Below are 20,771 nucleotides of genomic sequence, written 5' to 3' on the forward strand. Positions count from 1 at the left end.
GTCACGCTCCTCTCGACGGGTCCGCGCGATCACGCGGACGGACACCGGACACCCTGCTCGATCCGCGGGTGGCCCGGCAACTGGTTTATCGGCGCCCGCATCGGCGTACATTGACCCGGTGCGCCGACCTCCCGCCCCGCTGGCCCTGCTCCTCGTCCTGCTGATGGGCCTGCCCGCCCTCGTCGCCATGTCCGGGCTCCCGGTCGCCCGCGCCGACGGCCCGGAGCGCTCCGGGCGCGTCGGGGAGCCCGCTCCCGGGTCGGCACAGGGCACCGACCCGTACTGGCCGCAGGACGGCAACGGCGGCACCGACGCCCAGCACTACCGGATCACCGTGGGCTACGACTTCGCGAGCGGCCGGCTCACCGGCCGCACCGCGATCACCATGACCGCGACGGCCGACCTGAGCAGCCTCTCCCTCGACCTGCTGCTGCCGGCGACCGCGGTGTGGGTCGACAACCGCGCCGCGAAGTTCCGTCGGGCGGGCAAGCACGAGTTGCGGGTCACCCCGAAGCGGCCGATCGCGGCCGGCGCCCGGTTCAAGGTCGTCGTGAAATACGCCGGGAGGCCGGCCCGCTACGGCTACGCCGGTGAGCGCAACTGGCTGGCGAACGGCAGCGAGGTCGTCGCCATGAACCAGCCGCACATGGCGCCGTGGTGGTTCCCGTCCAACGACCACCCCAGTGACAAGGCGACCTTCGACATCCGGGTCACGGCCCCGAAGGGCAAGCAGGTCGTCAGCAACGGCGTGCGCGCCGGCCGCAAGGTCAAGGGCGGCCTGGCCACCACCCGCTGGCGGATGACCGACCCGATGGCGACCTACCTCGCGTTCTTCGCCGCCGGGCCCTACGTGATCGACCGGGGCACCACGGCCGCCGGCATCCCGTTCTACAACGCGGTCTCGAAGGGCATCCCGGGCGCGGAGCGTCGGCAGGTCCGCCGCACTCTCGCCCGCACCGCCGCCATCACCGACTGGCTGCAGACCCGGCTCGGTCCCTACCCGTTCGCCACCACCGGCGGCCTGGTGACCGGCCTCGACGTCGGCTTCGCCCTCGAGAACCAGTCGCGGCCGACGTACGGGCGCTGGATCTATCCGGGCGTCGTCGTCCACGAAATGGCCCACCAGTGGTTCGGCGACAGTGTCGCCGTGCAGCGCTGGCGCGACATCTGGCTCAACGAGGGCTTCGCGACCTACATGGAGGCGGAGTACGCCGCCGCGCACGGCGGGGTGAGCGTGGAGACCTACCTCGACCGGATGTGGGCCCGCTCCTGCCGCACCCCGACGTCGGAGTTCTGGCGCCTCGACCTGTCGAACCCCGGGCCGGCGCAGATCTTCGCCGAGCCGGTCTACGACCGGGGCGCGATGGTGGTCGCCGCGCTGCGCAACCGGATCGGCCCTGCCGACTTCGACGCGCTGCTGCGACGCTGGGTCGCCGAGCACCACGACGGCAACGCGACCGTGGAGCAGTTCCAGGCGCTGGCGAGGACGGTGTCGGGGCAGAGCGACCTGGACGGCTTCTTCGACGCGTGGCTGCGCGGCGGCCGGGCGCCGGAGCCGACGGCCGCCAACGGCCTCGCCACCGCGGTCTGCCCCTGAGTGCTTCCCGTGCCGGCAGGCACCTCGGGCGCGCCTCCCGTGTGACCCGTGGTGCCTTTGGTACGAATGTGGGGATCTGTGCCCTCGGGGGCATGCCCGCACATGGATGGAGACGCCCGCACATGGACGCCAAGAAGCTGATCGCGCTCGTGGTGATCGTGTTCCTCGGGTTCTGGATGTTCACCGACCCCTCCGGCCTCGCGGACACCTCGAAATCGGCCGCGAGCAACGGCTGGGACCTCGCGACGAAGGCCTTCGACGGGGTCATCGACTTCGTCGGCGCGATGGACTGACCCGCGCCGCCATGCCCTCCCTGCCCGCGGCCCCCCGAGCCGCTCCCGGCTTCGTGGCCCGGCTCGGCGACCCGAAGATCGGCAAGCACCTGCTGCGCGACGAGGGCGAGGTCGTCGTCGACGAGGTGACCCACCACTGGTTCGCCTACGTCCGGCCCGCCCTGCTGTCCACGCTCGCGACGGTGCTGCTCGTCGCCAGCTGGTTCGTCTCGGTCCAGATCGCCTGGTTCCTGATCATCGTCGCCGCGATCCTCCTGACCCGGGCCGGCTGGGTCGCCCTCGGTGTCCTCCGCGACCGGTTCGTCATCACGAACATGCGGGTCTTCCGGGTGCACGGCGTGCTGTCCCAGAGCCTCGCGACCATGCCGCTGAGCCGGATCCTCGACATCTCGGTCAAGAAGCCGCTGCACGGCCGGCTCCTCGGCTTCGGCCACTTCTGCTTCGAGTCCGCCGCCCAGGAGCAGGGCCTGCGCGACATCCGGTATGTCGGGCGCCCCGACGAGCGCGACCTCGCCATCCAGCGGGTCGTCCAGCGCTCCGGCCTGCGTGGCCCCCGCGTCCCGAACTGACCACGGTCCCTCCGGCTGCGCAAAGTGGCTATCCGCCGCGCGTCTTGACGGATAGTCCGGCCCGCCGGGCCGCTCCTACTGTGGCGCGACCCAGTGAATGTGATGGCTGTCATAGGCCACCGGGCCGGCGCCGTCAGACGAGGAGGAGCAATGACCGTCACCACCGTTCGCCCCGATCTCTCCTACGAGGAGCTGGTCGAGGCCCGACGAGCCAGCGGCGTGGCGATGTACAACCGGAACAAGATGAAGCTCGGCATCTTCGGCGCGAACTGCAGCCACGGCCTGATGGCCACCCATGCCGAGAGCAGCTACGAGCTGACCTGGGAGCACACGCAGCGGATCGCCCAGATCGCCGACGGCCTGGGCTTCGAGGCGATGCTCCCGGTGGCGCGCTACCGCGGCATGGGCGGCGACACGAACTTCAACGGTGAGAACTACGAGACCCACACCTGGGCGGCCGGCATCGCGCAGGCGACCGAGCAGATCATGGTCTTCTCGACCACGCACGTGCCGACGAAGCATCCGATCGTCGCGGCCAAGGAGTCGGTCACGGTGGACCACATCTCCGGTGGCCGCTTCGGGCTGAACATGACCATGGGCTGGTACAAGGCCGAGATGGAGATGTTCGGCGGCACCCAGCGCGAGCACGACGCCCGCTACCGCTTCGGCTCGGAGTGGATCGAGATCGCCAAGCGGATGTGGACCCAGGACCGTGTCGACTTCTCCGGCGAGTTCTTCGAGATCAAGGACGCGATGTCCGACCCCAAGCCGATCCAGGAGCCGTGGCCGGTGCTGGTCAACGCCGGCAATTCGCCGGCCGGCCTGGAGTTCTGCGCCCGGGAGTGCGACTTCAACTTCATCGCCTTCGCCGACGTCGACGAGGCGCGCACGACGGCCGCGCAGGTGCGCGGGATCGCTCAGGCCCAGGGCCGCGACCTCGGCATCCTCGGCTACGGCAACATCATCTGCCGCGACACGGAGAAGGAGACCAAGCAGCTCCTCGACCACATCCTGGAGAAGGGCGACTGGGCCGTCGCGGAGATGGTCTCCGCCGGCCTGGGCTCGGAGAGCGGATCCTTCGACAAGGTCAAGGCGCTGCAGGAGCGCTTCATCCTCGGGTACGGCGGCTACCCCCTCATCGGCACACCGGAGCAGATCGTCGAGCAGCTGCTCGAGCTGGAGCAGGCGGGCATCGGCGGCATGATGGTCGGCTTCCTGGACTACGTCGAGGAGCTGCCCTACTTCGGTGAGGCCGTGCTGCCGCTGATGCGCGAGGCGGGGCTGCGGGAGTGAGCGTGGCCGGCGTACTGGGGGCCGGGCCGGAGCACGACCTCCGCTCCGGCCCGGGCGCGCCGGCAGCGGCCGGCGCGCCGGACCCGGCGACGTACAAGGATGTGCTCGGCCGGTTCTGCACCGGCCTGACGGTGGTCACCTCGCTCCACGGCGACGAACCGGTCGGCTTCACCTGCCAGGCGTTCAGCGCGCTCTCCCTCGACCCGCCCGAGGTGCTGCTGAGCGTCCAGCGGACCTCGACGACCTGGCCCCGGATCCGGCAGCACGGCCGCTTCGGGATCGGCGTGCTCGCTGCCGGCCAGGACGCGCTCGCCCGGGCCCTGGCCCGCAGCGGCCGGGACAAGCTGCGCGACGTGGCCTGGCGGCCGTCGGCGACCGGACTGCCGCGGCCCGACGGGCTGCTCGCGTGGATCGAGTGCGCCCTGGTGCGGGAGGTCGACGCGGGCGACCACCTGCTCGCGATCGCCGCGGTCAGCAGCCTCGAGGCCGGCCCGGCCGCGGCGCCACTGCTCTACTTCCGCGGCGACTTCCTCCCCGCCGGAGGTGCGTCGTGAGGACCCTGCTCACCGTGTACGGGAGCCCCACGCCGCCGGGGAAGCTGGCCCGGGCGCTCGACGTGGCCGAGGCGCACGCGGCCGGCCGGCCCGGGTGGCGGGCCGTCCGGCTCAGCCCGCTGACCCCCACCGCCTGGCCCGAGGACGCCGCCGAGCAGGTCGCGGCGGCCTCGGGCGTGCTGGTGGCGAGCCCGGTCTTCCGCGCCTCCTTCCCGGCGACGCTCAAGCAGCTCCTCGACCAGCTCCCGGTCGAGGCCTTCGGGTCGCGGCCGGTCGCGATCCTCACGGTGGCGGCCGCCCCCGAGCACGCGCTGGGCGCGGAGCGTCACCTGCGCGACGTCCTGGCCTGGTTCGGCGCGCTGACCGCACCTCATCCGCTGTTCCTCCGCGACCGGCTGCTCGCCGGCCCGGAGCTGGATGCCGAGGTCCGTGCGGACCTCGGCGCCCTGGTCGACCAGGTCGTCTCGCTCGCCGTCCTCCCGGAGGGGATCCGGCTCGGGCCGGCCCCCCTGGCGGCCCGGCGAGCGCCGCGAGTCGACCGTCCCCCGCACCCCGATCCCCGAAAGGAACCCACGACATGAGCATCACCCTCGCGCACACCCCTGCTGCCCATCTGATCGACGGGCAGTGGCTCACCTCCGGCGTCACGGCCACCTCCCACTCACCGGCGGACGGCTCCGTCCTCGGGGAGTACGACGACGCCCAGCTGCCGCTGGGCGAGCAGGCGGTCGCCGCCGCCCGCCGCGCGTTCGCGACCACCGCCTGGGCACGGGACCGCCAGCTGCGGGCGAAGGTCCTCAACGAGATGGCCGACGCGATCGAGGCCGCCACCGACGAGCTGGCGATGGCGCTGGCCAGGGAGAACGGCAAGATCCTGCCGGAGGCGCACTTCGAGCTGAGCCTGACGCCGTCGAAGCTGCGGTACTACGCGGCGATGGCACTCACCGGCAGCGGCCGGGGCGACCAGGCGAAGGCCGGGGTGCTGTCGACGCTGGTGCCCGTCCCGGTCGGCGTGGCCGGGGTGATCGTGCCCTGGAACTCCCCGGTGGTGCTCGCGGTGCGCTCGTTCGCCCCCGCACTGGCCGCGGGCTGCACCGTCGTGGTGAAGATGGCGGCGCAGACGGCCCTCGTCAACGCCCGCCTGGCCGAGATCCTGGCCGCCTGCCCCTCGCTGCCGCCCGGGGTCCTCAACGTCCTGACCGAGTCGGGCAGTGACATCGCGAAGCACCTCGTCGACTCCCCGGACGTGGACGCGATCAGCTACACCGGCAGCACCGCGGTCGGCCGCCAGATCATGGCGGCGGCCGCACCACGCCTCAAGCGAGTCTCGCTCGAGCTCGGCGGCAAGACGCCGATGATCGTCTTCGACGACGCCGACCTCGACCGGGCCGTCGGCACCATCGTCGCCGGCATCACCACCTTCAGCGGTCAGTTCTGCATGACCGGGAGCCGGGTGCTGGTGCAGCGCGGGGTCGCCGACGAGGTGCGGTCCCGGCTGGTGGAGGCGCTGTCGGCGGTCCGGGTCGGCCCCGGCGACGCCCCGGAGTCCCAGATGGGCCCGATGATCGACCGGGACTCCCGGGACCGGCTGGTGGCCCTCGTCGAGGGACATCTCGGCGACGCCACGGTGCTGGTGCCCGGCGGGGTGCCGGACGAGCAGGCGCTCGCCGCGGGCGCCTACTACCGGCCGGCGCTGCTGGAGGTCGCGGACCTCGCCTCGCCCCTCGTCCAGCGCGAGCTGTTCGGGCCGGTGGCCACCTTCGAGGTGTTCGACGACGAGGCCGACGCGACGGCGCGGGCCAATGCGACCGAGTACGGCCTGGCGGCGTCGGTCTGGACCGCCGACGGCCAGCGCGGTCTGCGGATGGCCGACGCGCTGGAGGCGGGCACCGTGTGGCTGAACGCCTGGGCGGTCGTGCTCGACCAGTTCGAGGAGGGCGGGGTCAAGCAGAGCGGCCTGGGCCGGCTCAACGGGCACCGTGCGGTGGAGGAGTTCCAGGAGGTCAAGCACCTGGTGCAGGTGCTCGGCTGAGGAGGTCGGCGTCGTGGGGCGGCCGGTCGGCGTCGACCGGCCGCCCGCACCCGTGCCCGCGCAGGCCGCGTTCCAGGGTCTGGGAGGGCAGCTCCCCGAACGTCGCGCGATAGGTCGAGGAGAACCGGCCGAGGTGGTAGAAGCCCCACCGGGTCGCCACCTCGGTCACCGTCGTGGTCCCCGAAGGGGGCGCGTCGAGCTCGGCCCGTACGCGGCGCAGCCGCTCCTGACGCAGGTACTGGATCGGCGTGCAGCCCAGCGCGGCGCGGAACTGGCTCTGCAGGGTGCGAGCGCCGACGCCCGCCACGGCGACCAGGTCGGCCAGTGTCGGGAGCTCCGCCGCTCGGGCATCGATGTAGTCGCACACCACCCGGACCAGGTCGGGCCGGGCCGGGGAGTCGTCCTCCAGCACCGCCTGGTGCGGCCCGGTCGCGGCCAGGACGAGGCTGCTGAGCACCAGCGACTCCAGCTGGCGGCGGGCCAGGGCGTTGTGGGCCATCAGGCCGTCGGCATCCCACTCGGAGACGACGAAGTCCAGTGCCCGCAGCAGTCCGCGCCCGGCCGGCGTGGTGAGGTCGACGTACAGCCCGAGCTCCAGCGGTCCCTGGACGGGACGCTGGAGCAGCGTGGCGACCTGGGACTCCAGCGCCTCGCGGGGGATGCGTACGGCGAGCTGCTCGGTGTCGGCGTTCCACGCGATGGCCTGCCGGTGGTGGGGGAGGAGCACCGCCGCGCTTCGCCGGCCGGTCGTGGCGGTGGTGGCGCCGTCCGAGCGGGTGACCGTGCTGTCGCCGCGCAGGGTGACGTTGATGTGGTACCAACTGTCGTTAGGCGGGAGATCGATGCCGGCCGCCAGCCCGTAGGTGAGGTAACCGATGGTGAGCTCGCCGCTCTGCACGGCGTTCATCCGGGCCTGGAGCGTGGTCGAGCGGTCCAGGCTGAGCACATGCGGCTCGAACACGTCGGCGACGACGTGCTGCGCCTCGTCCGGGTCGCTGGTCCGCAGCCTCCCGTACTGGTGGAGCGGCTCGTGGTCGGGTGCGGGGGCGTGCGGCTCCACGATCTGGTGCGTCACCCGGATCTCCTCTCAGCCCGTGCCTGGTGCGGGATGCACACCAGGCAGTGTCACAGCCACGGCCCCAGGTCGGGGGCCGGCGTGCCGTCCGGTCGGCTCAGTCGGTCCCGCCGGTGTGGGCGGCCGGTCAGCCAGGCGACCCGGTCGGCGAGCGGGCCGGTCACGGGGGGCAGGTCCGGGCCGCGCCGGGCACTGACCTCCGCGTCCAGCGCCGCCAGGAAGTCCGCCGGCAGGTCGGTGAAGGCGGTCCCGAGGTCGAGGTCGACGGCGTGCACCATGACCTCACGGGCGCGCAGCCAGGGGATCTCGGTGGCCGGCACCGTCCGGCCCTGGGCGGTGCGCACCTCGTGGCGCCACTGCTCGTCGGTGAGCCCGGCCAGCGTCGTGTCCAGGACGCCCGCGGAGCGGGCCTGCCAGTCCGCCAGCCGCGCGGCCGGCAGGAGGCCGCCCTGCGCGATGCCCGCGGCCCGCTCCTCGGGGGAGGCGTACATCGGCGTCTCGGTGCCGGTGCTCGCCCAGCGGGCCAGGTTGAGCAGGGCGTCGGCGTTGGCGGCGACGTGGGCCAGCACGTGGCCGCGGGTCCAGTCGGGCAGCAGGCTGGGCGCGGCGCAGGCCGTGGCGTCGAGGCGTGCGGCCGTCGCGTCGAAGATCCGCTGCCCTTGGCGCATCCAGCGCAGGGCGTCCGCGGGTGGCACGGTCATTCCTTGACGATCCGGTTCGTGCAGGCGCCGAGGTGGTCGATCCGGGTGGTGACGGTCTCGCCACCGACCAGGTAGACCTGCGGGTCGCGGGCGTGGCCGACGCCCGCCGGGGTGCCCGTGGCGATGAGGTCGCCGGGGTTGAGGCGGGTGATGGTGGAGATGTACCGGACGAGGTGGACCGGGTCGAAGAGCAGCGTGGCGGTGTCGTCCTGCTGCATCACCCGGCCGTCGACGGTGGTCGTCACCGTGAGAGCCGGGCGGACGCCGCCGGGGAGCTCGTCGGGGGTCACCACCCAGGGCCCGACGGGAGTGGAGGAGTCCCAGATCTTGCCCTGGGTCCACTCGATGGTGCGGAACTGCCAGTCGCGCACCGAGATGTCGTTCATGACGGTGAAGCCGGCGATCGCCGCCTCGGCCTCGGCCTCGGTGGCACGGCGGACCTGCCGGCCGATCACGATGACGAGCTCGACCTCCCAGTCGAGGGCATCGGTCTCGGCGGGCTTGACGATGTCGTCGTGCGCGCCGACGAGGGTGTCGGCGAACTTGGGGAAGAGGGTCGGATAGGCGGGCAGCTCGCGGCCCATCTCCTTGATGTGGTTGGTGTAGTTGTGCCCCACGCAGACGACCTTGGAGGGGGCGGGCACGACGGGGGCGAAGTCGGCGCCCTCGACGTCGTAGGTCGCGGTGCCGGTGGCATCGGCGGCGTCGGCGGGGGGCGCGCCGGCGGCCAGGTAGGCCCCGAGGTCGTCGTACCCGAGGTCGACCAGGACCTCCTGTCCGTCGCGGCGCTCGAGGCGGACGGCCCGGGTGCCCTGGGGGGTGCGGATGGTGGCGAGCTTGGTCATCGGGTGACTTCCTGTCGGTCGAGCCGGAGCGCCTCGAACACGGGCGCGTCGGAGAAGCGGAAGAGGTCCAGGGCACCGCCGGAGGTGTCGGAGTCGGTGGCGCCGGCCTCGGAGCGGGCGGAGAAGGGCTGCCACGACGGGACCACGAACAGGTCGCCCCGGGTCACCGACCAGGCGCGGTCGCCGACGGTGACGGTGCCGGAGCCGTCGAAGACCTGGTAGACCGAGGATCCGGTCTCCCGGACGGGGGCGGTCTCCGCGCCGCGGACGACGCGGTGCATCTCGGCGCGGATGGTGGGTAGGACGTCGGCACCAGTGGCGGGGTTGGTGAACCGGACAGCGGCGTGCCCGGGCTCGACGGTGCCGCCGTACCCCTCGGCCTCGACGGCGAGCTGGTCGGCCAGCGCCCGGTCGGTGAACGCCCACTTGTAGGCCAGCAGCGGCGAGCCGGGCGTCACCGGGGCGGATCCGAGGGGACGCAGGCCCGGGTGGGCCCACAGCCGCTCGGAGCGCGACCGGTCCGGCGTGGTCCGCTCCGCGTCCGAGATCGCGTCGCGGCCGAACTCGAAGAACTGGGCCTCGGTGGCGTACTGCAGCGGGATGTCGAGACCGTCGATCCAGGCCATCGGCTCGGCGGTGGCGTTGTGGTGGGCGTGCCAGTTCCAGCCGGCCTGGGGGAGGAAGTCGCCGCGGCGCATGGGAACGGGGTCGCCGCCCACGACGGTCCACACGCCCTCGCCCTCGACGACGAACCGGAAGGCGTGCTGGGTGTGGCGGTGCTCGGGGGCGTCCTCTCCAGGCATGAGGTACTGGATCGCCGCCCACAGCGTGGGCGTCGCGAACGGGCGCCCGCCCAGGGACGGGTTGGCCAGCGCGATCGCCCGGCGCTCGCCGCCCCGGCCGACCGGGACGATCTCGCCCGCCTGCGCGGCCAGCGCCCGGAGGGCCTCCCAACGCCACAGGTGAGGGACCGCGCGGGATCGGGGGTGGGCGGGCATGAGGTCGCCGATCTCCGTCCACAGCGGTACCAGGAGCTCCTGCTCGAAGCCCCGGTACAGGGCCTCCAGCGCGGGCGTCACGGCCGGCTGATCGGGGCCGTCGACGGCGGTGAGCCGGACGGGAGTGGGGGCATGGGTCGCACTCATGTGTGCAAGAGTTCTCTATCGCCGAATGTCTGGCACCGATGTTCTGTTGTCCAGAACAGGTGCGCGCCCACCTGAGGAGATGCCCGTGTCGTCGGACCCCGAGATGCGGACCCCGCCGCCCTATCCCGTCTCCAGCGTCGACCACGCGCTGCGGATCGCGGTGATGCTCCAGATGGAGGGCGAGGTCACCGTCACCCAGGTCGCGGCCCGGCTGGGGGTGGCCCGATCCACCGCGCACCGGCTGCTGGCGATGCTGGTCTACCGGGACTTCGCCATCCAGGACGAGACCCGCACCTACCGGGTCGGGCCGGTCCTGCGGCTTCCCGAGCACTCGCGCTCCCTCACCGCGCGGATGCGCGAGGCCGCGGTTCCGCACCTGCGCCAGGTGGTCCGGGACCTCGACGAGTCGGCCAACCTGTTCATCCGCGCCGGTGCCACCTCGCGCTGCATCGCGAGCGTCGAGTGCGAGCGTGCCCTCCGCGTCGGTTCACGGGAGGGCGTGGTCTTCCCCGTTCACCGCACCTCGGCCGGCCTGCTGCTGCTCGCCGAGCTCCCGCCGGACCAACTGGCGTCGGTCTTCGCGGAGGAGGACCCCGAGGACCGCCCCGACCTGGCCCGGCTCGGCGCCGAGCTGGCCCGGATCCGGCGGGCGGGGTTCGCCGTCAACCGAGGGCGCTCCGAGCGCGGCATCATCGCGGTCGGCGTACCGCTGCGCACGGCGGACGGCGAGGCCGTCGCCGGCGTGTGCGTCTCCATGCCGAGCGTGCGCTACGCCCGCGACGCCCTGCCGCGGATCGTCCAGGTGCTGCGGGACGCCGCCCGCGGCTGCGCCGCGGACCTCGGCTACCGCTGAGCCGGGATCCGGCCCGAGGTCCCCTCCGCGTGGGACGGGGTGGGCCGCTTTCGTAGGATTGCGCCCATGACGCAGCAGCCGTTCTCCCGTCCCGGCGCGATCGACCTGTCGGCCCTCAAGCGGACCCCGCCGCCCGCGGGCGGCGCCCCCGGTGCTCCCGCCGGCGGTGGCGGCGGCTCGACGTCGGCATACGCCGTCGCGGTGGACGAGGCCAACTTCCAGTCCGTGCTCGAGGCGTCGATGACCGCGCCGGTCGTGCTGGTCTTCGCCTCCCCGTCGCAGTCGCCCGAGAGCGCGCAGCTCGCGCTCGACGTCGCGACGGTCGCCGGCGAGTACGACGGCCGCTTCCTCGCCGCGACGATCGACGTGGACGCCGTGCCTCAGATCGCCCAGGCGATGCAGATCCCCCAGGTCCCCCTGATGCTGGTGCTGCTCGACGGCCGCCCGGCGACCCAGCCGATCCCCGGCGCCGCGCCGATCGACGACATCCGCGCCCTGTTCAACCAGCTCGCCCAGCAGCTCACCTCGCAGGGCATCACCGGCCGTCACCAGCCCAACGCCTTCGGCGGCGCCGCGACCGAGACGGCCGAGGGCGAGGAGCCGGAGATCGACCCGCGCTACGTCCCGGCGCAGGACGCGCTCGCCGCCGGCGACATCGACACCGCGGTCGCGGAGTACCAGAAGCTCGCCGACGCGAACCCGGCCGACCACGAGGCCGCCGCCGGGCTCGCCATGGCCAAGGTGCTGCAGCGCACCCAGGGCGCCGACCTCAACGCCGCCCGCGCGGCGGCCGCCGCCAACCCCGACGACGTCGACGCGCAGACCCTGGTCGCCGACCTCGACATGCTCGGCGGCCACGTCGAGGACGCCTTCGCCCGGCTCGTCGAGCTGGTCCGGCGGACCTCCGGCAAGGACCGCGACAAGGCCCGCGAGCACCTGGTCGGCCTGTTCGGCGCGGTCGGCAACGACGATCCGCGGGTGCTCAAGGGCCGCCAGGCCCTCGCCTCCGCGTTGTTCTGATCTCGATGGGCCGAGCGTGTCGCAGACGCCGCTTGCCGCACGGACCTCGCTCCGCTCGGCCCGCGGGCAGCGCGCCGTGCCGCTGCGCGGCCGTGCGCCACGCTGCCGGCTGGTCGGTCTCGATGGGCCGAGCGTGTCGCAGACGCCGCTTGCCGCACGGACCTCGCTCCGCTCGGCCCGCGGGCAGCGCGCCGTGCCGCTGCGCGGCCGTGCGCCACGCTGCCGGCTGGTCGGTCTCGATGGGCCGAGCGTGTCGCAGACGCCGCTTGCCGCACGGACCTCGCTCCGCTCGGCCCGCGGGCAGCGCGCCGTGCCGCTGCGCGGCCGTGCGCTACGCCCTCGGCCGGCGTGAGCCGGCCGAGGGCTGAGATGGGGTTCGGGCGGGGTGCCGGGTTCCTGCTCCGTGGCCTGCGCCTGTGGCGGGAGCGGCCGCGGCTGATGCTGCTGGGCATCCTGCCGGCGCTGGTCGTCGGGGTCGTCGTCCTCGCGCTGCTGATCACCCTGATCTTCGTCGCCGACGACCTGGTCGGCTGGGCGACACCGTTCGCCGACGACTGGGATGACGCGGTGCGCGGTCTGTTCCGCGGCGCGCTCTACCTGCTGGTGCTCGCCGGCGCCTCGCTGCTCGCCATCGTCACCTTCACCGGCCTCACCCTCGCCGTCGGCGACCCCTTCTACGAGAAGATCTGGAAGGAGGTCGAGCTCTCGCTCGGCGGCGACGTCCCGGACCACGGCGTCGGCTGGGTTCGCGGCGCGGTCGACGGCCTGGTGCTTGTGGTGCTCGGCGTGCTCACCGCCGTGGGGGTCTTCGTGGTCGGGCTGCTGCCCGTCGTCGGCTCCGTCGTCGGTGCGGTCCTCGGGCTGGTGGTCGCCGGGCGACTGCTCGCCGGCGAGCTCGTCTCCCGTCCGCTCGAAGCCCGAGGCATGGACCGGGCCGCCCGGGCCGCGCTGATGCGACGCCACCGCGGGGCGATGCTCGGGTTCGGTGTGTGCGTCCAGGCCTGCTTCCTGGTGCCGCTGGGCGGCATCCTGGTGATGCCCGCGGCCGTCGCGGGCGCGACGTACCTCGCCCGAGCCGCCCTGGAAGGCGGTTCACCTACCGAAATTGTCGAGAACCGGCCGCTCTGAGGACAAATTCGGTAGGTGCGTGGCTCAGATCCGGGCGAACGCGTCCAAGACCGCCTGCACGGCCGGCGAGTCGGTCATCGTCCGGCGGTGCAGGGCGTCGATGAGGCGGACCGGCTCCGGGTCCGCCACCGGTACGGCGACCAGGTCGTCGCCGAGCGCCGCGCGTCCCATGCGGGGGATCAGCGCGACGCCGAGTCCGGCCCGGACCAGGGCCAGGTGGGACTCGAACTCCGCCGAGACGTGCGCGATCCGGGGCGGACGGCCGGTGCCGTCGTACATCCGGGAGAGCCACTGGCGGCAGATCGTGCTCTCGGGGGTGGCGATCCAGCCGACGTCGAGCAGGTCGTGCGGCGTGACCCGGTCGCGGCGGGCCAGCTGGTCGTCGCGGTGGACGATCAGGTCGGCGACGTCGCCGGGCAGGGGAGTGGCCGCGACGTGGTCGGGCACGGCGAGGGGGACTCCGCCCCAGCGGTGCACGATCCCGAGCTCGACCTGGCCGCTGGCGACCAGTTCGACGACGTCCCAGGGCTCCGCCTCGCGCAGGGTGAGGACGAGGTCGGGATGGGTGTCGCGCAGGCTGCGCGCGATCGGGGCGACCAGGCCGCGCATCGCGGTCGAGAACGCGGCCAGGCGGATCCGCCCGGCGACCACGCCGGCGCGCTGCTGGAGCGAGGCCTCGAGCTGCTCCAGATCGGCGAGCACCTGCTCGCCGGCGTCGACGAGGTGCCGGCCGTGGCTGGTGAGCATCACGCCCCGGCCGACCCGCTCCAACAGAGGGACCCCGGTCTGCCGCTCGAGCCGCTTGACCTGCTGGGAGATCGCACTCGGGGTGTAGCCCGTCGCGGTCGCGGCGCCGACCACGGAGCCGTGGGTGGCGACGGCGCGGAGCCCGGCGAGCGCGTCGAGGTCGATCATGCAGCGACGTTACATCATTCAGAGCATTTCTATTCGCTGGTGCTTCAACGTTGTGGCCGCGATGCTGGACGACGTGAGCCGCCGCGACCAGTCCCTCGCCGCCCTCGTGGCCGTGATCTGGGGCTTCAACTTCGTCGTCATCGACTGGGGCATGGGGGAGGTGCCCCCGCTGCTGTTCCTCGCCGCGCGCTTCCTCGCGGTCGTGCTCCCGGCGGTCTTCCTGCTCGACCCGCCGCCGGTGCCCTGGCGCACGGTGGCGGCGGTCGGGCTGTTCATGTCGCTGGGTCAGTTCGCCTTCCTGTACGTCGCGATGGACGCGGGGATGCCGCCCGGGCTGGCCGGCCTGGTACTGCAGGCCCAGGTGGGGCTGACGATCCTGCTGGCCGCCGCGGCGCTGCGCGAGCGGCCCACGCGTCCCCAGATCCTCGGCGTGGTGCTCGGCGTCGTCGGGCTGGTGATCGTCGGGCTCGGCCGCGGTGGGCACGTCCCGGCGCTCGCACTGGCGCTGTGTCTGACGGCCGCGCTGATGTGGGCGATCGGCAATGTCGTCTCCCGGGCCTCGGGCGCGACCGGTGGACTCTCGCTCACGGTGTGGTCCGCGCTCGTCGTCCCCGTGCCGTTGGTGCTGCTCTCGCTCGTGGTCGACGGCCCGGCCGCGGTCGCGGACGGCCTGGCCGCCTTCGGGTGGCGGGCCGCCATCTCGACGCTCTACACCGCGGGCCTGGCCTCGCTGGTCGGCTACGGGATCTTCAACGGGCTGCTGTCGCGCAACCCGTCCGCCGCGGTCGTCCCGTGGATCCTGCTGGTCCCGCCGGTCGCCATCGGCTCGGCCTGGGCGCTGCTCGACGAGGTGCCGTCAGCCGGCGAGCTGGTCGGCGGCGCGGTCCTGGTGCTCGGGGTGGCTGTGTCGTCACGCAACTACCGGAATCGTCGTGAATCGGGCCGAGCGACGACGAATCCGGTCGTTGAACCGTCGATCCTCAGCGACCCGACTCGGTGTACGCCGGGCCCGTCCCGGCCAGGCTCGCCAGAGCGGCCCGCACCCGCCAGGCGGTGAAGTCGGCTGCCCGGTCGTCGATCTCGGCCAGGGTCAGGAAGTCGGCGGTCTTGATCTCCCGGGCCTGCGGCACGACCCGCTGCACGATCGACGCGGGGTGCACGCCCCCGTCGAAGACCAGGCACAGCGCGTCGTCCCAGCCGCCCCAGGGCGGCAGCCAGTCGGTGAGCAGGAGGGGACCCGCCTCGATGGCGAGGTCGAGCTCCTCCTCGACCTCGCGGGACACCGCGACCCGCGGGGACTCGCCGACCTCGACCACGCCGCCGGGCAGGTCCCAGTCGGTCTTGTAGGTCAGGTTGCACATGAGCACCCGCGGCTCGGAGCCCGCCGCGCCGCCCACCTCGGCGTCGCGGATCAGCATCTGGCCGATCCCGCGCTTGCGCGGCAGGAACGAGTTGAGCAGTGCCCGGAAGCCTCCGGGCTCGTGCACCGGGGTGTCGTCGACCAGGCGGGCGTAGACCACCACGTCGCCGGCCCGTCCGCGCTGCACACCCTCGCGCCGCAGCCCGGACCAGGTCGCGATCCGCTGCGCCTCGGAGTCGTCGATCGCGACCTTGACCTCGACCCGCTCGTGGTCGGTGAGGGCGGCGGCCACCTGACGACGCACCACGTCGACGGCGGCCTGCCAGCCGCGCTCGGTGAGATCGGAGGTCCAGGTCAGCCGGGCGATGCCGTCGTCGACCGTCCAGTGGCTGATCTCGGGCTCGGTCGCGGGCACGGGGTCACCCTACGGGTGAGCGCAACCAGAGGGTGGCCAGAGGGGGGACGACGAGGTCGGCGTACGCGGGACTGCCTCCGGGGGCTCCGGACTCCAGGGGACCCGCGGCTCGGGCGTGGACGACGCCGAGGTTCCCGACCCCGCTGCCGCCGTACGTCGCGGCGTCGGTGTTGAGCAGCTCGACCCATGCGCCGGCGATCGGCAGCCCGAGCCGGTAGTCGTGGGGGACCGCCGCGAAGTTGGTGACGCACACGAGATCGGGCGTACCGGCGCCGGCGGGGTCGCCGGCGCGACGGAGGAAGGAGAAGACGTTGTGACCGGCGTCCTGCGCGTCGATCCAGGCGAAGCCGGCCGGGTCGTTGTCGAGGCGCCACAGGGCGGGCTCCTCGCGGTAGCGGGCGTTGAGGTCGCGCACGAAGTCGCGGACCCCGGCGTGGTCGGGCTTCTGCAGCAGCCACCAGTCGAGCTCGCGGGCCTCGGCCCACTCCGTCTCCTGGGCCAGCTCGGTGCCCATCATCACCAGCTGCTTGCCGGGATGGGCCCACATGTAGGCGAGATAGGCGCGCAGGGTGGCGAGCTGCTGCCAGCGGTCGCCGGGCATCTTGCGCACCAGCGAGCCCTTGCCGTGCACCACCTCGTCGTGGCTGAGGGGGAGCACGTAGTTCTCGGAGAACGCGTAGACGAGCGAGAAGGCCATCTCGCCGTGGTGGTACGCGCGGTGGACGGGGTCGTGCGCGAGATAGCGCAGGCTGTCGTGCATCCAGCCCATGTTCCACTTGAACCCGAAGCCGAGCCCGCCGCCGGACGTCGCACCCGTCACGCCCGGCCAGGCGGTGGACTCCTCGGCGATGGTCACGATGCCGGGCACCCGCTTGTAGGCGGTGGCGTTCAGCTCCTGCAGGAACTGGACGGCCTCGAGGTGCTCGTGGCCGCCGTACCGGTTGGGGGTCCACTCGCCGTCCTTGCGGCCGTAGTCGAGGTAGAGCATCGAGGCGACCCCGTCGACGCGCAGGCCGTCGACGTGGAACTCCTCGAGCCAGTACAGCGCGTTGGCGACCAGGAAGTTGCGGACCTCGGGGCGGCCGAAGTCGAAGATGTGCGATCCCCACTCGGGGTGCCAGCCGCGCTGCGGGTCGGGATGCTCGTAGAGCGGGGTGCCGTCGAAGCGCACCAGGGCCCACTCGTCGGTGGCGAAGTGGCCGGGCACCCAGTCGAGGATCACCGCGATGCCGGCACCGTGGAGGGCGTCGACCAGCCGGCGGAAGCCGTCGGGGTCACCGAAGCGCGCGTCGGGGGCGAAGTAGCCGGTGACGTGGTAGCCCCAGGACCCGCCGAACGGGTGCTGCATGACCGGCATCAGCTCGACGTGGGTGAACCCGAGGTCGGCGAGATAGGCGGGGAGGTCGGCGGCCAGCTCGTCGTAGGACCAGAACGAGCCGTCGGGGTGGCGCTTCCACGAGCCGAGGTGCAGCTCGTAGGTCGCCATCGGCTCGCTCACCGGCTGCCGGTCCGCGCGGGCGGCGAGCCAGGCGTCGTCCTGCCAGATGTGGCCGCTGGCGAACACGCGAGACGCGGTCGCGGGCGGCACCTCGGCGTGGAAGGCCATCGGGTCGGCCTTGTGGCGCCAGATCCCGTCGGCGCCCTCGACGACGTACTTGTAGGACGCGCCCGACCCGACCCCGGGCACGAAGATCTCCCACAGGCCGGAGCCGACGGCCGCCATCCGGTGGGCGTTGCCGTCCCAGCCGTTGAAGTCGCCGACGAGGCTGACCTTGCGGGCGTGGGGGGCCCAGACGACGAAGCTGGTCCCGGGCTCGTCGCCCGCCGGGCCCGGGTCGTGGACGTGGGCACCGAGGACGTGCCACAGGAGCTCGTGCCGACCCTCGGCCACGAGGTGGAGGTCGACCTCCCCGAGGGTGGTCCCGGACGTGCTGCGCTCGACGGGCGGCATCTCCCCGAGTCTAGTGGGTAGGCAATGATGCGCGGGTGAGTGAACGCATCGGCTGGCGCTACGCCGTCCTCGTCCCCGCGGTCCTGGCGGCGCTGTCGATGATCGGGCCGTTCAGCATCGACACGCCGTTCCCTGCGTTCCCGGAGATGGGCCGGGAGCTGGGCGCCGGCACCGAGGCGCTCCAGCTGATCGTCACCGTGTACCTCGGCTCGTTCGCGCTGATGAGCGTGTTCCACGGCCCGCTGTCCGACGCGCTCGGGCGGCGGCCCGTGATGGTCGCCGGGATCGCGGTCTACGTCCTCGCCTCGCTGGGCTGCGCGCTGTCCGAGAGCCTGCCGGTGCTCCTCGCGTTCCGGGCGCTGCAGGGCCTGAGTGCCGGCGGCGCCACCATCGTGAGCCGGACCGTGATCCGCGACCTGTTCGACGGCCCCCAGGCGCAGCGGCTGATGAGCCGGGTCGCGATCATCTTCGGCCTCGCGCCCGCGATCGGCCCGATCCTCGGCGGTGCTCTGCTCCAGCTCGGCCCGTGGCCGTTGATCTTCGCCTTCCAGTCCGGACTCGGCGTCCTGCTGGTCCTGGCCGTCGTCTTCCTGCTGCCCGAGACCCATCCGCGGGAGCGGCGGGTTCCGCTGCGGGTGGGCGCGGTCCTCGGCGGCCTCGTCCAGGTCGCGCGCGAGGGCGCCTTCCACCGGCTCGGCTGGGCGACCGCCCTCATCTTCGGCGCCCAGTTCCTCTACATCGGCGGTGCGGCGGTCTTCGTCGTCGACGTGCTCGGGCAGGGCGAGCTCGACTTCTGGAAGCTGTTCGTCCCGATGATCGGCGCGATGATGGTCGGCTCCTGGCTGTGCGGCCGCGCCGCCGGCCGGATCTCCGCACGCCGCCTGGTCTCCTGGGGGTGCACGACCTCGTTCGCGGGCGGGGTCGTCGCGGTGGTCGTCGCCGCCACGCCGCTCGGCGACCGGATGCCGTGGGCCGTCGTCGGGGTCTCGCTCATCTCCCTCGGCAACGGGATCACCTACCCGACCCTCCAGCTGATGCTGCTCGACCGCTTCCCCGCCCGTCGCGGCGCGGTCGTCTCGATGGCCACCTTCATCACCCTCGTGCTCAACGCGATCACGGCCGTCGCCGTCGTCCCCGTCATCGGGGGCTCGGCGCTCGGGTTCGCCGTCGCGGCGCTGGTCGGGGTCGGCGCCGGCCAGCTCTGTTGGGCCTGGCACTGCGCCGTCGAGGACCGTGACTGCGCGGTGCCGGGAGTCGGTGACCGGGAGCCGGTGGAGCTGCTGTAGCCGGTGCGCAGGAATCGCCGGTCGACCGGCGATTCCGGCGCTTGTCGGGCGTTGCAACGCCCGACAAGTGCAGGAAGTACCCGCCCAGTGTGACCCGTGGGACGAAAGGGGCGACGGCGTACGACGGCCCCGGCCCTCACCGACGCCAGGTTCCGGCACGCGTGCATCCGCGGCCGGTGATCTGCCGGGTCCGCGGGCGGCTCGCCCGCCGCGACGCCGGTCACCTCGGTCGAGCGACGTGCCCTGCGCCGTCCGACCGCTCGAACGCCCACGCGGAGAGCCCGAACAGGCCCGCGAAGCCGGCGCTGAGCCAGAGCACGTCGAGCGTCTGGTCGTCCTCGGCGAGCCCCGCGACCACGGCGACCGCCCCGGCGAGGAGGACGGCGACGGCGGTGGCGCCGAGTGCCAGCGCCATGCCGTGCGGTCGCAGCCGGGCGACCGCGACGCCCACGGTGCCGACCGCGAGCGCGCCGGCGTACAGCAGATCGGGCGGGCCGCCGTCCCCGACGATGCCGAGGGCGGCGATGCCGAAGCCGATGACCAGCGTCGTGCCGAGCGCGAGGGACAGCCCGACGGCGTACCAGGTGGAGGAGGTCCTCATATCCCGCACGCTAGGCCGCCGGCCAGCCAGGAGGTGGGCGGGAGATGTGCAGATCCCGTGCAGGTGCCCGGCGCCGCGAAACCCCGGCGCCGCGACTCGGCAACTGCGAGGATGCGACATGGCCTCCTGCTCCCGGGTCCGTTCCGTCACCGTGCTCGCCGGCGCCCTGGCGCTCACCTCCGTCCTGGCCGCCTGCGGTGTCCCCGAAGCGCTCACCGACGAGCTGAGCGCCGGGACGGCGGGGCGGCTCGACGACGGGCCGAGGCCGGCCGGACCGGGAGGCGCGGCGAGTGAGGACGGACGCGGCGCGCAGGTGGTCCCGGGGACCGAGCGCGAGGCCCAGGAGCTGGTGGACGCGGCCGAGCAGAGGCTGCTCGAGGAGCCGGACGCCGACTTCGACGTGTCCTGGACCGGCGGCGGTCTCTGGGAGACGCCGATCGTGGGACGCTTCGACGCCGAGCAGCCCGCGGCCGAGGTCACGATCGGGCTGGGCGAGGACGACCGCTACGAGCTGCGCCTGCTCGGTGAGGACACCTGGATCCGGGTGACGGTGGACGGCAGGGCGATGGACTGCTGGATGCACCTGACCGGGACCCCGGAGGAGGGCGGCCCGGTGGGGTTGCCCTATCAGGCGCTGCTGCTTCTCGAGCCGGTCGCGCTCGGCTTCCTGGTGCTCGCCGACGGCGACGCGGCGGCGCCGGACGTCGGTCACCAGGTGGTGGTGGAGCTCCGGCTGGACGAGGCGCTGCCGGCTGTGCTCCCGCAGTTGGTCGCACCGACGGCGAAGCCGCTCGACCCGCGGGCCCGGATCCGTGCGGTGGCGGACGTGGGGGTGGGACCGCGTTACCGGTCCATCGAGTTCGAGGCCGCGGACCTGTTCGACGCGCTCGCACAATCCAAGGGCGGTGTGCCGCGCAGGCTGCGCCGGATCGTGGCCGAGCCGACCATGCGGACGATGCGCGTTCGGATCGACTACCGCAACTACGGCAGCGGTGTGGTCCACGTCGCGGCGCCGCCCCGCGCGAAGGTCGCCGACTTCGGCAGTTGGAGCGACCTGCTCGCCGGTCTCGAGGATCCGGCCACCGGTGAGCCGGGCGGCACCCCGTCGTGTGACGCGGCGCTGCGGGGCGCCTGACGG

General features: G+C 73.2%; 21 protein-coding genes. 13 read left to right on the forward strand and 8 right to left on the reverse strand.

The window, feature by feature from the left end; translation table 11 throughout:
- Positions 1–118: 118 nt before the first annotated feature.
- The 7 genes from QJ852_10210 (at position 119) to QJ852_10240 (ending at position 6,338) form a co-directional block, all read left to right on the forward strand.
- Positions 119–1,597, forward strand: a complete 1,479-nt coding sequence (locus tag QJ852_10210; GenBank protein ID WGX98802.1) for a M1 family metallopeptidase — start codon at positions 119–121, stop codon at positions 1,595–1,597.
- A gap of 122 nt (positions 1,598–1,719) precedes the next feature.
- A complete protein-coding gene (locus tag QJ852_10215) occupies positions 1,720–1,890 on the forward strand; it encodes a hypothetical protein (GenBank protein WGX98803.1) in 171 nt (56 codons plus the stop codon).
- Between the two features lie 11 nt (positions 1,891–1,901).
- Positions 1,902–2,459, forward strand: a complete 558-nt coding sequence (locus tag QJ852_10220) for a PH domain-containing protein (GenBank protein ID WGX98804.1) — start codon at positions 1,902–1,904, stop codon at positions 2,457–2,459.
- A gap of 150 nt (positions 2,460–2,609) precedes the next feature.
- The gene (locus QJ852_10225) at positions 2,610–3,752 is read left to right on the forward strand and encodes an LLM class flavin-dependent oxidoreductase (protein WGX98805.1); all 1,143 of its coding nucleotides are present in this window, start codon (positions 2,610–2,612) and stop codon (positions 3,750–3,752) included.
- Between the two features lie 2 nt (positions 3,753–3,754).
- Positions 3,755–4,306: a flavin reductase family protein gene (locus tag QJ852_10230; GenBank protein WGX98806.1), complete on the forward strand. Its 552-nt coding sequence runs from the start codon at positions 3,755–3,757 to the stop codon at positions 4,304–4,306.
- Positions 4,303–4,887: an NADPH-dependent FMN reductase gene (locus tag QJ852_10235; GenBank protein ID WGX98807.1), complete on the forward strand. Its 585-nt coding sequence runs from the start codon at positions 4,303–4,305 to the stop codon at positions 4,885–4,887. The genes QJ852_10230 and QJ852_10235 overlap by 4 nt, the downstream gene beginning before the upstream one ends.
- Positions 4,884–6,338 carry an aldehyde dehydrogenase family protein gene (locus QJ852_10240; protein ID WGX98808.1) on the forward strand — a complete coding sequence of 485 codons (1,455 nt, stop codon included), beginning with the start codon at positions 4,884–4,886 and terminating at the stop codon, positions 6,336–6,338. The genes QJ852_10235 and QJ852_10240 overlap by 4 nt, the downstream gene beginning before the upstream one ends.
- On the opposite strand, the gene QJ852_10245 is transcribed toward QJ852_10240, so the two are convergent.
- The 4 genes from QJ852_10245 to QJ852_10260 are packed head-to-tail and all read right to left on the reverse strand — an operon-like array spanning position 6,310 to position 10,104.
- Positions 6,310–7,413 carry an AraC family transcriptional regulator gene (locus tag QJ852_10245; GenBank protein WGX98809.1) on the reverse strand — a complete coding sequence of 368 codons (1,104 nt, stop codon included), beginning with the start codon at positions 7,411–7,413 and terminating at the stop codon, positions 6,310–6,312. The genes QJ852_10240 and QJ852_10245 overlap by 29 nt on opposite strands.
- A gap of 50 nt (positions 7,414–7,463) precedes the next feature.
- A complete protein-coding gene (locus QJ852_10250; GenBank protein ID WGX98810.1) occupies positions 7,464–8,114 on the reverse strand; it encodes a maleylpyruvate isomerase family mycothiol-dependent enzyme in 651 nt (216 codons plus the stop codon).
- A complete protein-coding gene (locus QJ852_10255; protein ID WGX98811.1) occupies positions 8,111–8,959 on the reverse strand; it encodes a fumarylacetoacetate hydrolase family protein in 849 nt (282 codons plus the stop codon). Before QJ852_10255 ends, QJ852_10250 begins: the two co-directional genes overlap by 4 nt.
- Positions 8,956–10,104, reverse strand: a complete 1,149-nt coding sequence (locus QJ852_10260) for a cupin domain-containing protein (protein WGX98812.1) — start codon at positions 10,102–10,104, stop codon at positions 8,956–8,958. The genes QJ852_10255 and QJ852_10260 overlap by 4 nt, the downstream gene beginning before the upstream one ends.
- An 85-nt stretch (positions 10,105–10,189) precedes the next feature.
- Between QJ852_10260 and QJ852_10265 the strand changes: the two genes are divergently transcribed.
- From QJ852_10265 to QJ852_10275, 3 genes are all read left to right on the forward strand, one after another.
- The gene (locus QJ852_10265; protein ID WGX98813.1) at positions 10,190–10,957 is read left to right on the forward strand and encodes an IclR family transcriptional regulator; all 768 of its coding nucleotides are present in this window, start codon (positions 10,190–10,192) and stop codon (positions 10,955–10,957) included.
- Positions 10,958–11,023: 66 nt separating this feature from the next.
- A complete protein-coding gene (locus tag QJ852_10270; GenBank protein ID WGX98814.1) occupies positions 11,024–11,977 on the forward strand; it encodes a tetratricopeptide repeat protein in 954 nt (317 codons plus the stop codon).
- Positions 11,978–12,346: 369 nt separating this feature from the next.
- Positions 12,347–13,105 carry an EI24 domain-containing protein gene (locus QJ852_10275; protein ID WGX98815.1) on the forward strand — a complete coding sequence of 253 codons (759 nt, stop codon included), beginning with the start codon at positions 12,347–12,349 and terminating at the stop codon, positions 13,103–13,105.
- 24 nt (positions 13,106–13,129) lie between these two features.
- Here the strand turns inward: QJ852_10275 and QJ852_10280 are convergent, their stop codons facing one another.
- Positions 13,130–14,020, reverse strand: coding sequence for a LysR family transcriptional regulator (locus QJ852_10280; GenBank protein WGX98816.1), 891 nt, complete (start codon positions 14,018–14,020; stop codon positions 13,130–13,132).
- Between the two features lie 73 nt (positions 14,021–14,093).
- Between QJ852_10280 and QJ852_10285 the strand changes: the two genes are divergently transcribed.
- Positions 14,094–15,077, forward strand: a complete 984-nt coding sequence (locus tag QJ852_10285) for an EamA family transporter (protein WGX98817.1) — start codon at positions 14,094–14,096, stop codon at positions 15,075–15,077.
- On the opposite strand, the gene QJ852_10290 is transcribed toward QJ852_10285, so the two are convergent.
- Positions 15,001–15,795, reverse strand: coding sequence for an NUDIX hydrolase (locus tag QJ852_10290; protein ID WGX98818.1), 795 nt, complete (start codon positions 15,793–15,795; stop codon positions 15,001–15,003). The genes QJ852_10285 and QJ852_10290 overlap by 77 nt on opposite strands.
- A gap of 4 nt (positions 15,796–15,799) precedes the next feature.
- Positions 15,800–17,746: a 1,4-alpha-glucan branching protein GlgB gene (glgB, locus tag QJ852_10295; GenBank protein WGX98819.1), complete on the reverse strand. Its 1,947-nt coding sequence runs from the start codon at positions 17,744–17,746 to the stop codon at positions 15,800–15,802.
- Between the two features lie 35 nt (positions 17,747–17,781).
- On the opposite strand from glgB, the gene QJ852_10300 reads away from it, so the two are divergent.
- Positions 17,782–19,032 (forward strand): multidrug effflux MFS transporter, encoded by a 1,251-nt coding sequence (locus QJ852_10300; GenBank protein ID WGX98820.1) that lies wholly within the window; start codon positions 17,782–17,784, stop codon positions 19,030–19,032.
- Between the two features lie 220 nt (positions 19,033–19,252).
- Here QJ852_10300 and QJ852_10305 read toward each other — a convergent pair whose 3' ends face one another.
- Entirely contained in the window at positions 19,253–19,633 is a 381-nt protein-coding gene (locus QJ852_10305; protein WGX98821.1) for a hypothetical protein, read from the reverse strand.
- Between the two features lie 118 nt (positions 19,634–19,751).
- On the opposite strand from QJ852_10305, the gene QJ852_10310 reads away from it, so the two are divergent.
- Positions 19,752–20,768, forward strand: coding sequence for a hypothetical protein (locus tag QJ852_10310; GenBank protein WGX98822.1), 1,017 nt, complete (start codon positions 19,752–19,754; stop codon positions 20,766–20,768).
- The last annotated feature ends 3 nt before the right edge of the window (positions 20,769–20,771 follow it).

The organism is Nocardioides sp. L-11A, from assembly GCA_029961745.1.
GTDB lineage: Bacteria > Actinomycetota > Actinomycetes > Propionibacteriales > Nocardioidaceae > Nocardioides.

Coding starts and splice junctions, on each gene's coding strand:
- QJ852_10215 (WGX98803.1), top strand. CDS start 1,720: ATGGACGCCAAGAAGCTGATCGCGCTCGTGGTGATCGTGTTCCTCGGG.
- QJ852_10220 (WGX98804.1), top strand. CDS start 1,902: ATGCCCTCCCTGCCCGCGGCCCCCCGAGCCGCTCCCGGCTTCGTGGCC.
- QJ852_10225 (WGX98805.1), top strand. CDS start 2,610: ATGACCGTCACCACCGTTCGCCCCGATCTCTCCTACGAGGAGCTGGTC.
- QJ852_10240 (WGX98808.1), top strand. CDS start 4,884: ATGAGCATCACCCTCGCGCACACCCCTGCTGCCCATCTGATCGACGGG.
- QJ852_10250 (WGX98810.1), bottom strand. CDS start 8,114: ATGACCGTGCCACCCGCGGACGCCCTGCGCTGGATGCGCCAAGGGCAG.
- QJ852_10255 (WGX98811.1), bottom strand. CDS start 8,959: ATGACCAAGCTCGCCACCATCCGCACCCCCCAGGGCACCCGGGCCGTC.
- QJ852_10260 (WGX98812.1), bottom strand. CDS start 10,104: ATGAGTGCGACCCATGCCCCCACTCCCGTCCGGCTCACCGCCGTCGAC.
- QJ852_10270 (WGX98814.1), top strand. CDS start 11,024: ATGACGCAGCAGCCGTTCTCCCGTCCCGGCGCGATCGACCTGTCGGCC.
- QJ852_10275 (WGX98815.1), top strand. CDS start 12,347: ATGGGGTTCGGGCGGGGTGCCGGGTTCCTGCTCCGTGGCCTGCGCCTG.
- QJ852_10280 (WGX98816.1), bottom strand. CDS start 14,020: ATGATCGACCTCGACGCGCTCGCCGGGCTCCGCGCCGTCGCCACCCAC.
- glgB (WGX98819.1), bottom strand. CDS start 17,746: ATGCCGCCCGTCGAGCGCAGCACGTCCGGGACCACCCTCGGGGAGGTC.
- QJ852_10305 (WGX98821.1), bottom strand. CDS start 19,633: ATGAGGACCTCCTCCACCTGGTACGCCGTCGGGCTGTCCCTCGCGCTC.
- QJ852_10310 (WGX98822.1), top strand. CDS start 19,752: ATGGCCTCCTGCTCCCGGGTCCGTTCCGTCACCGTGCTCGCCGGCGCC.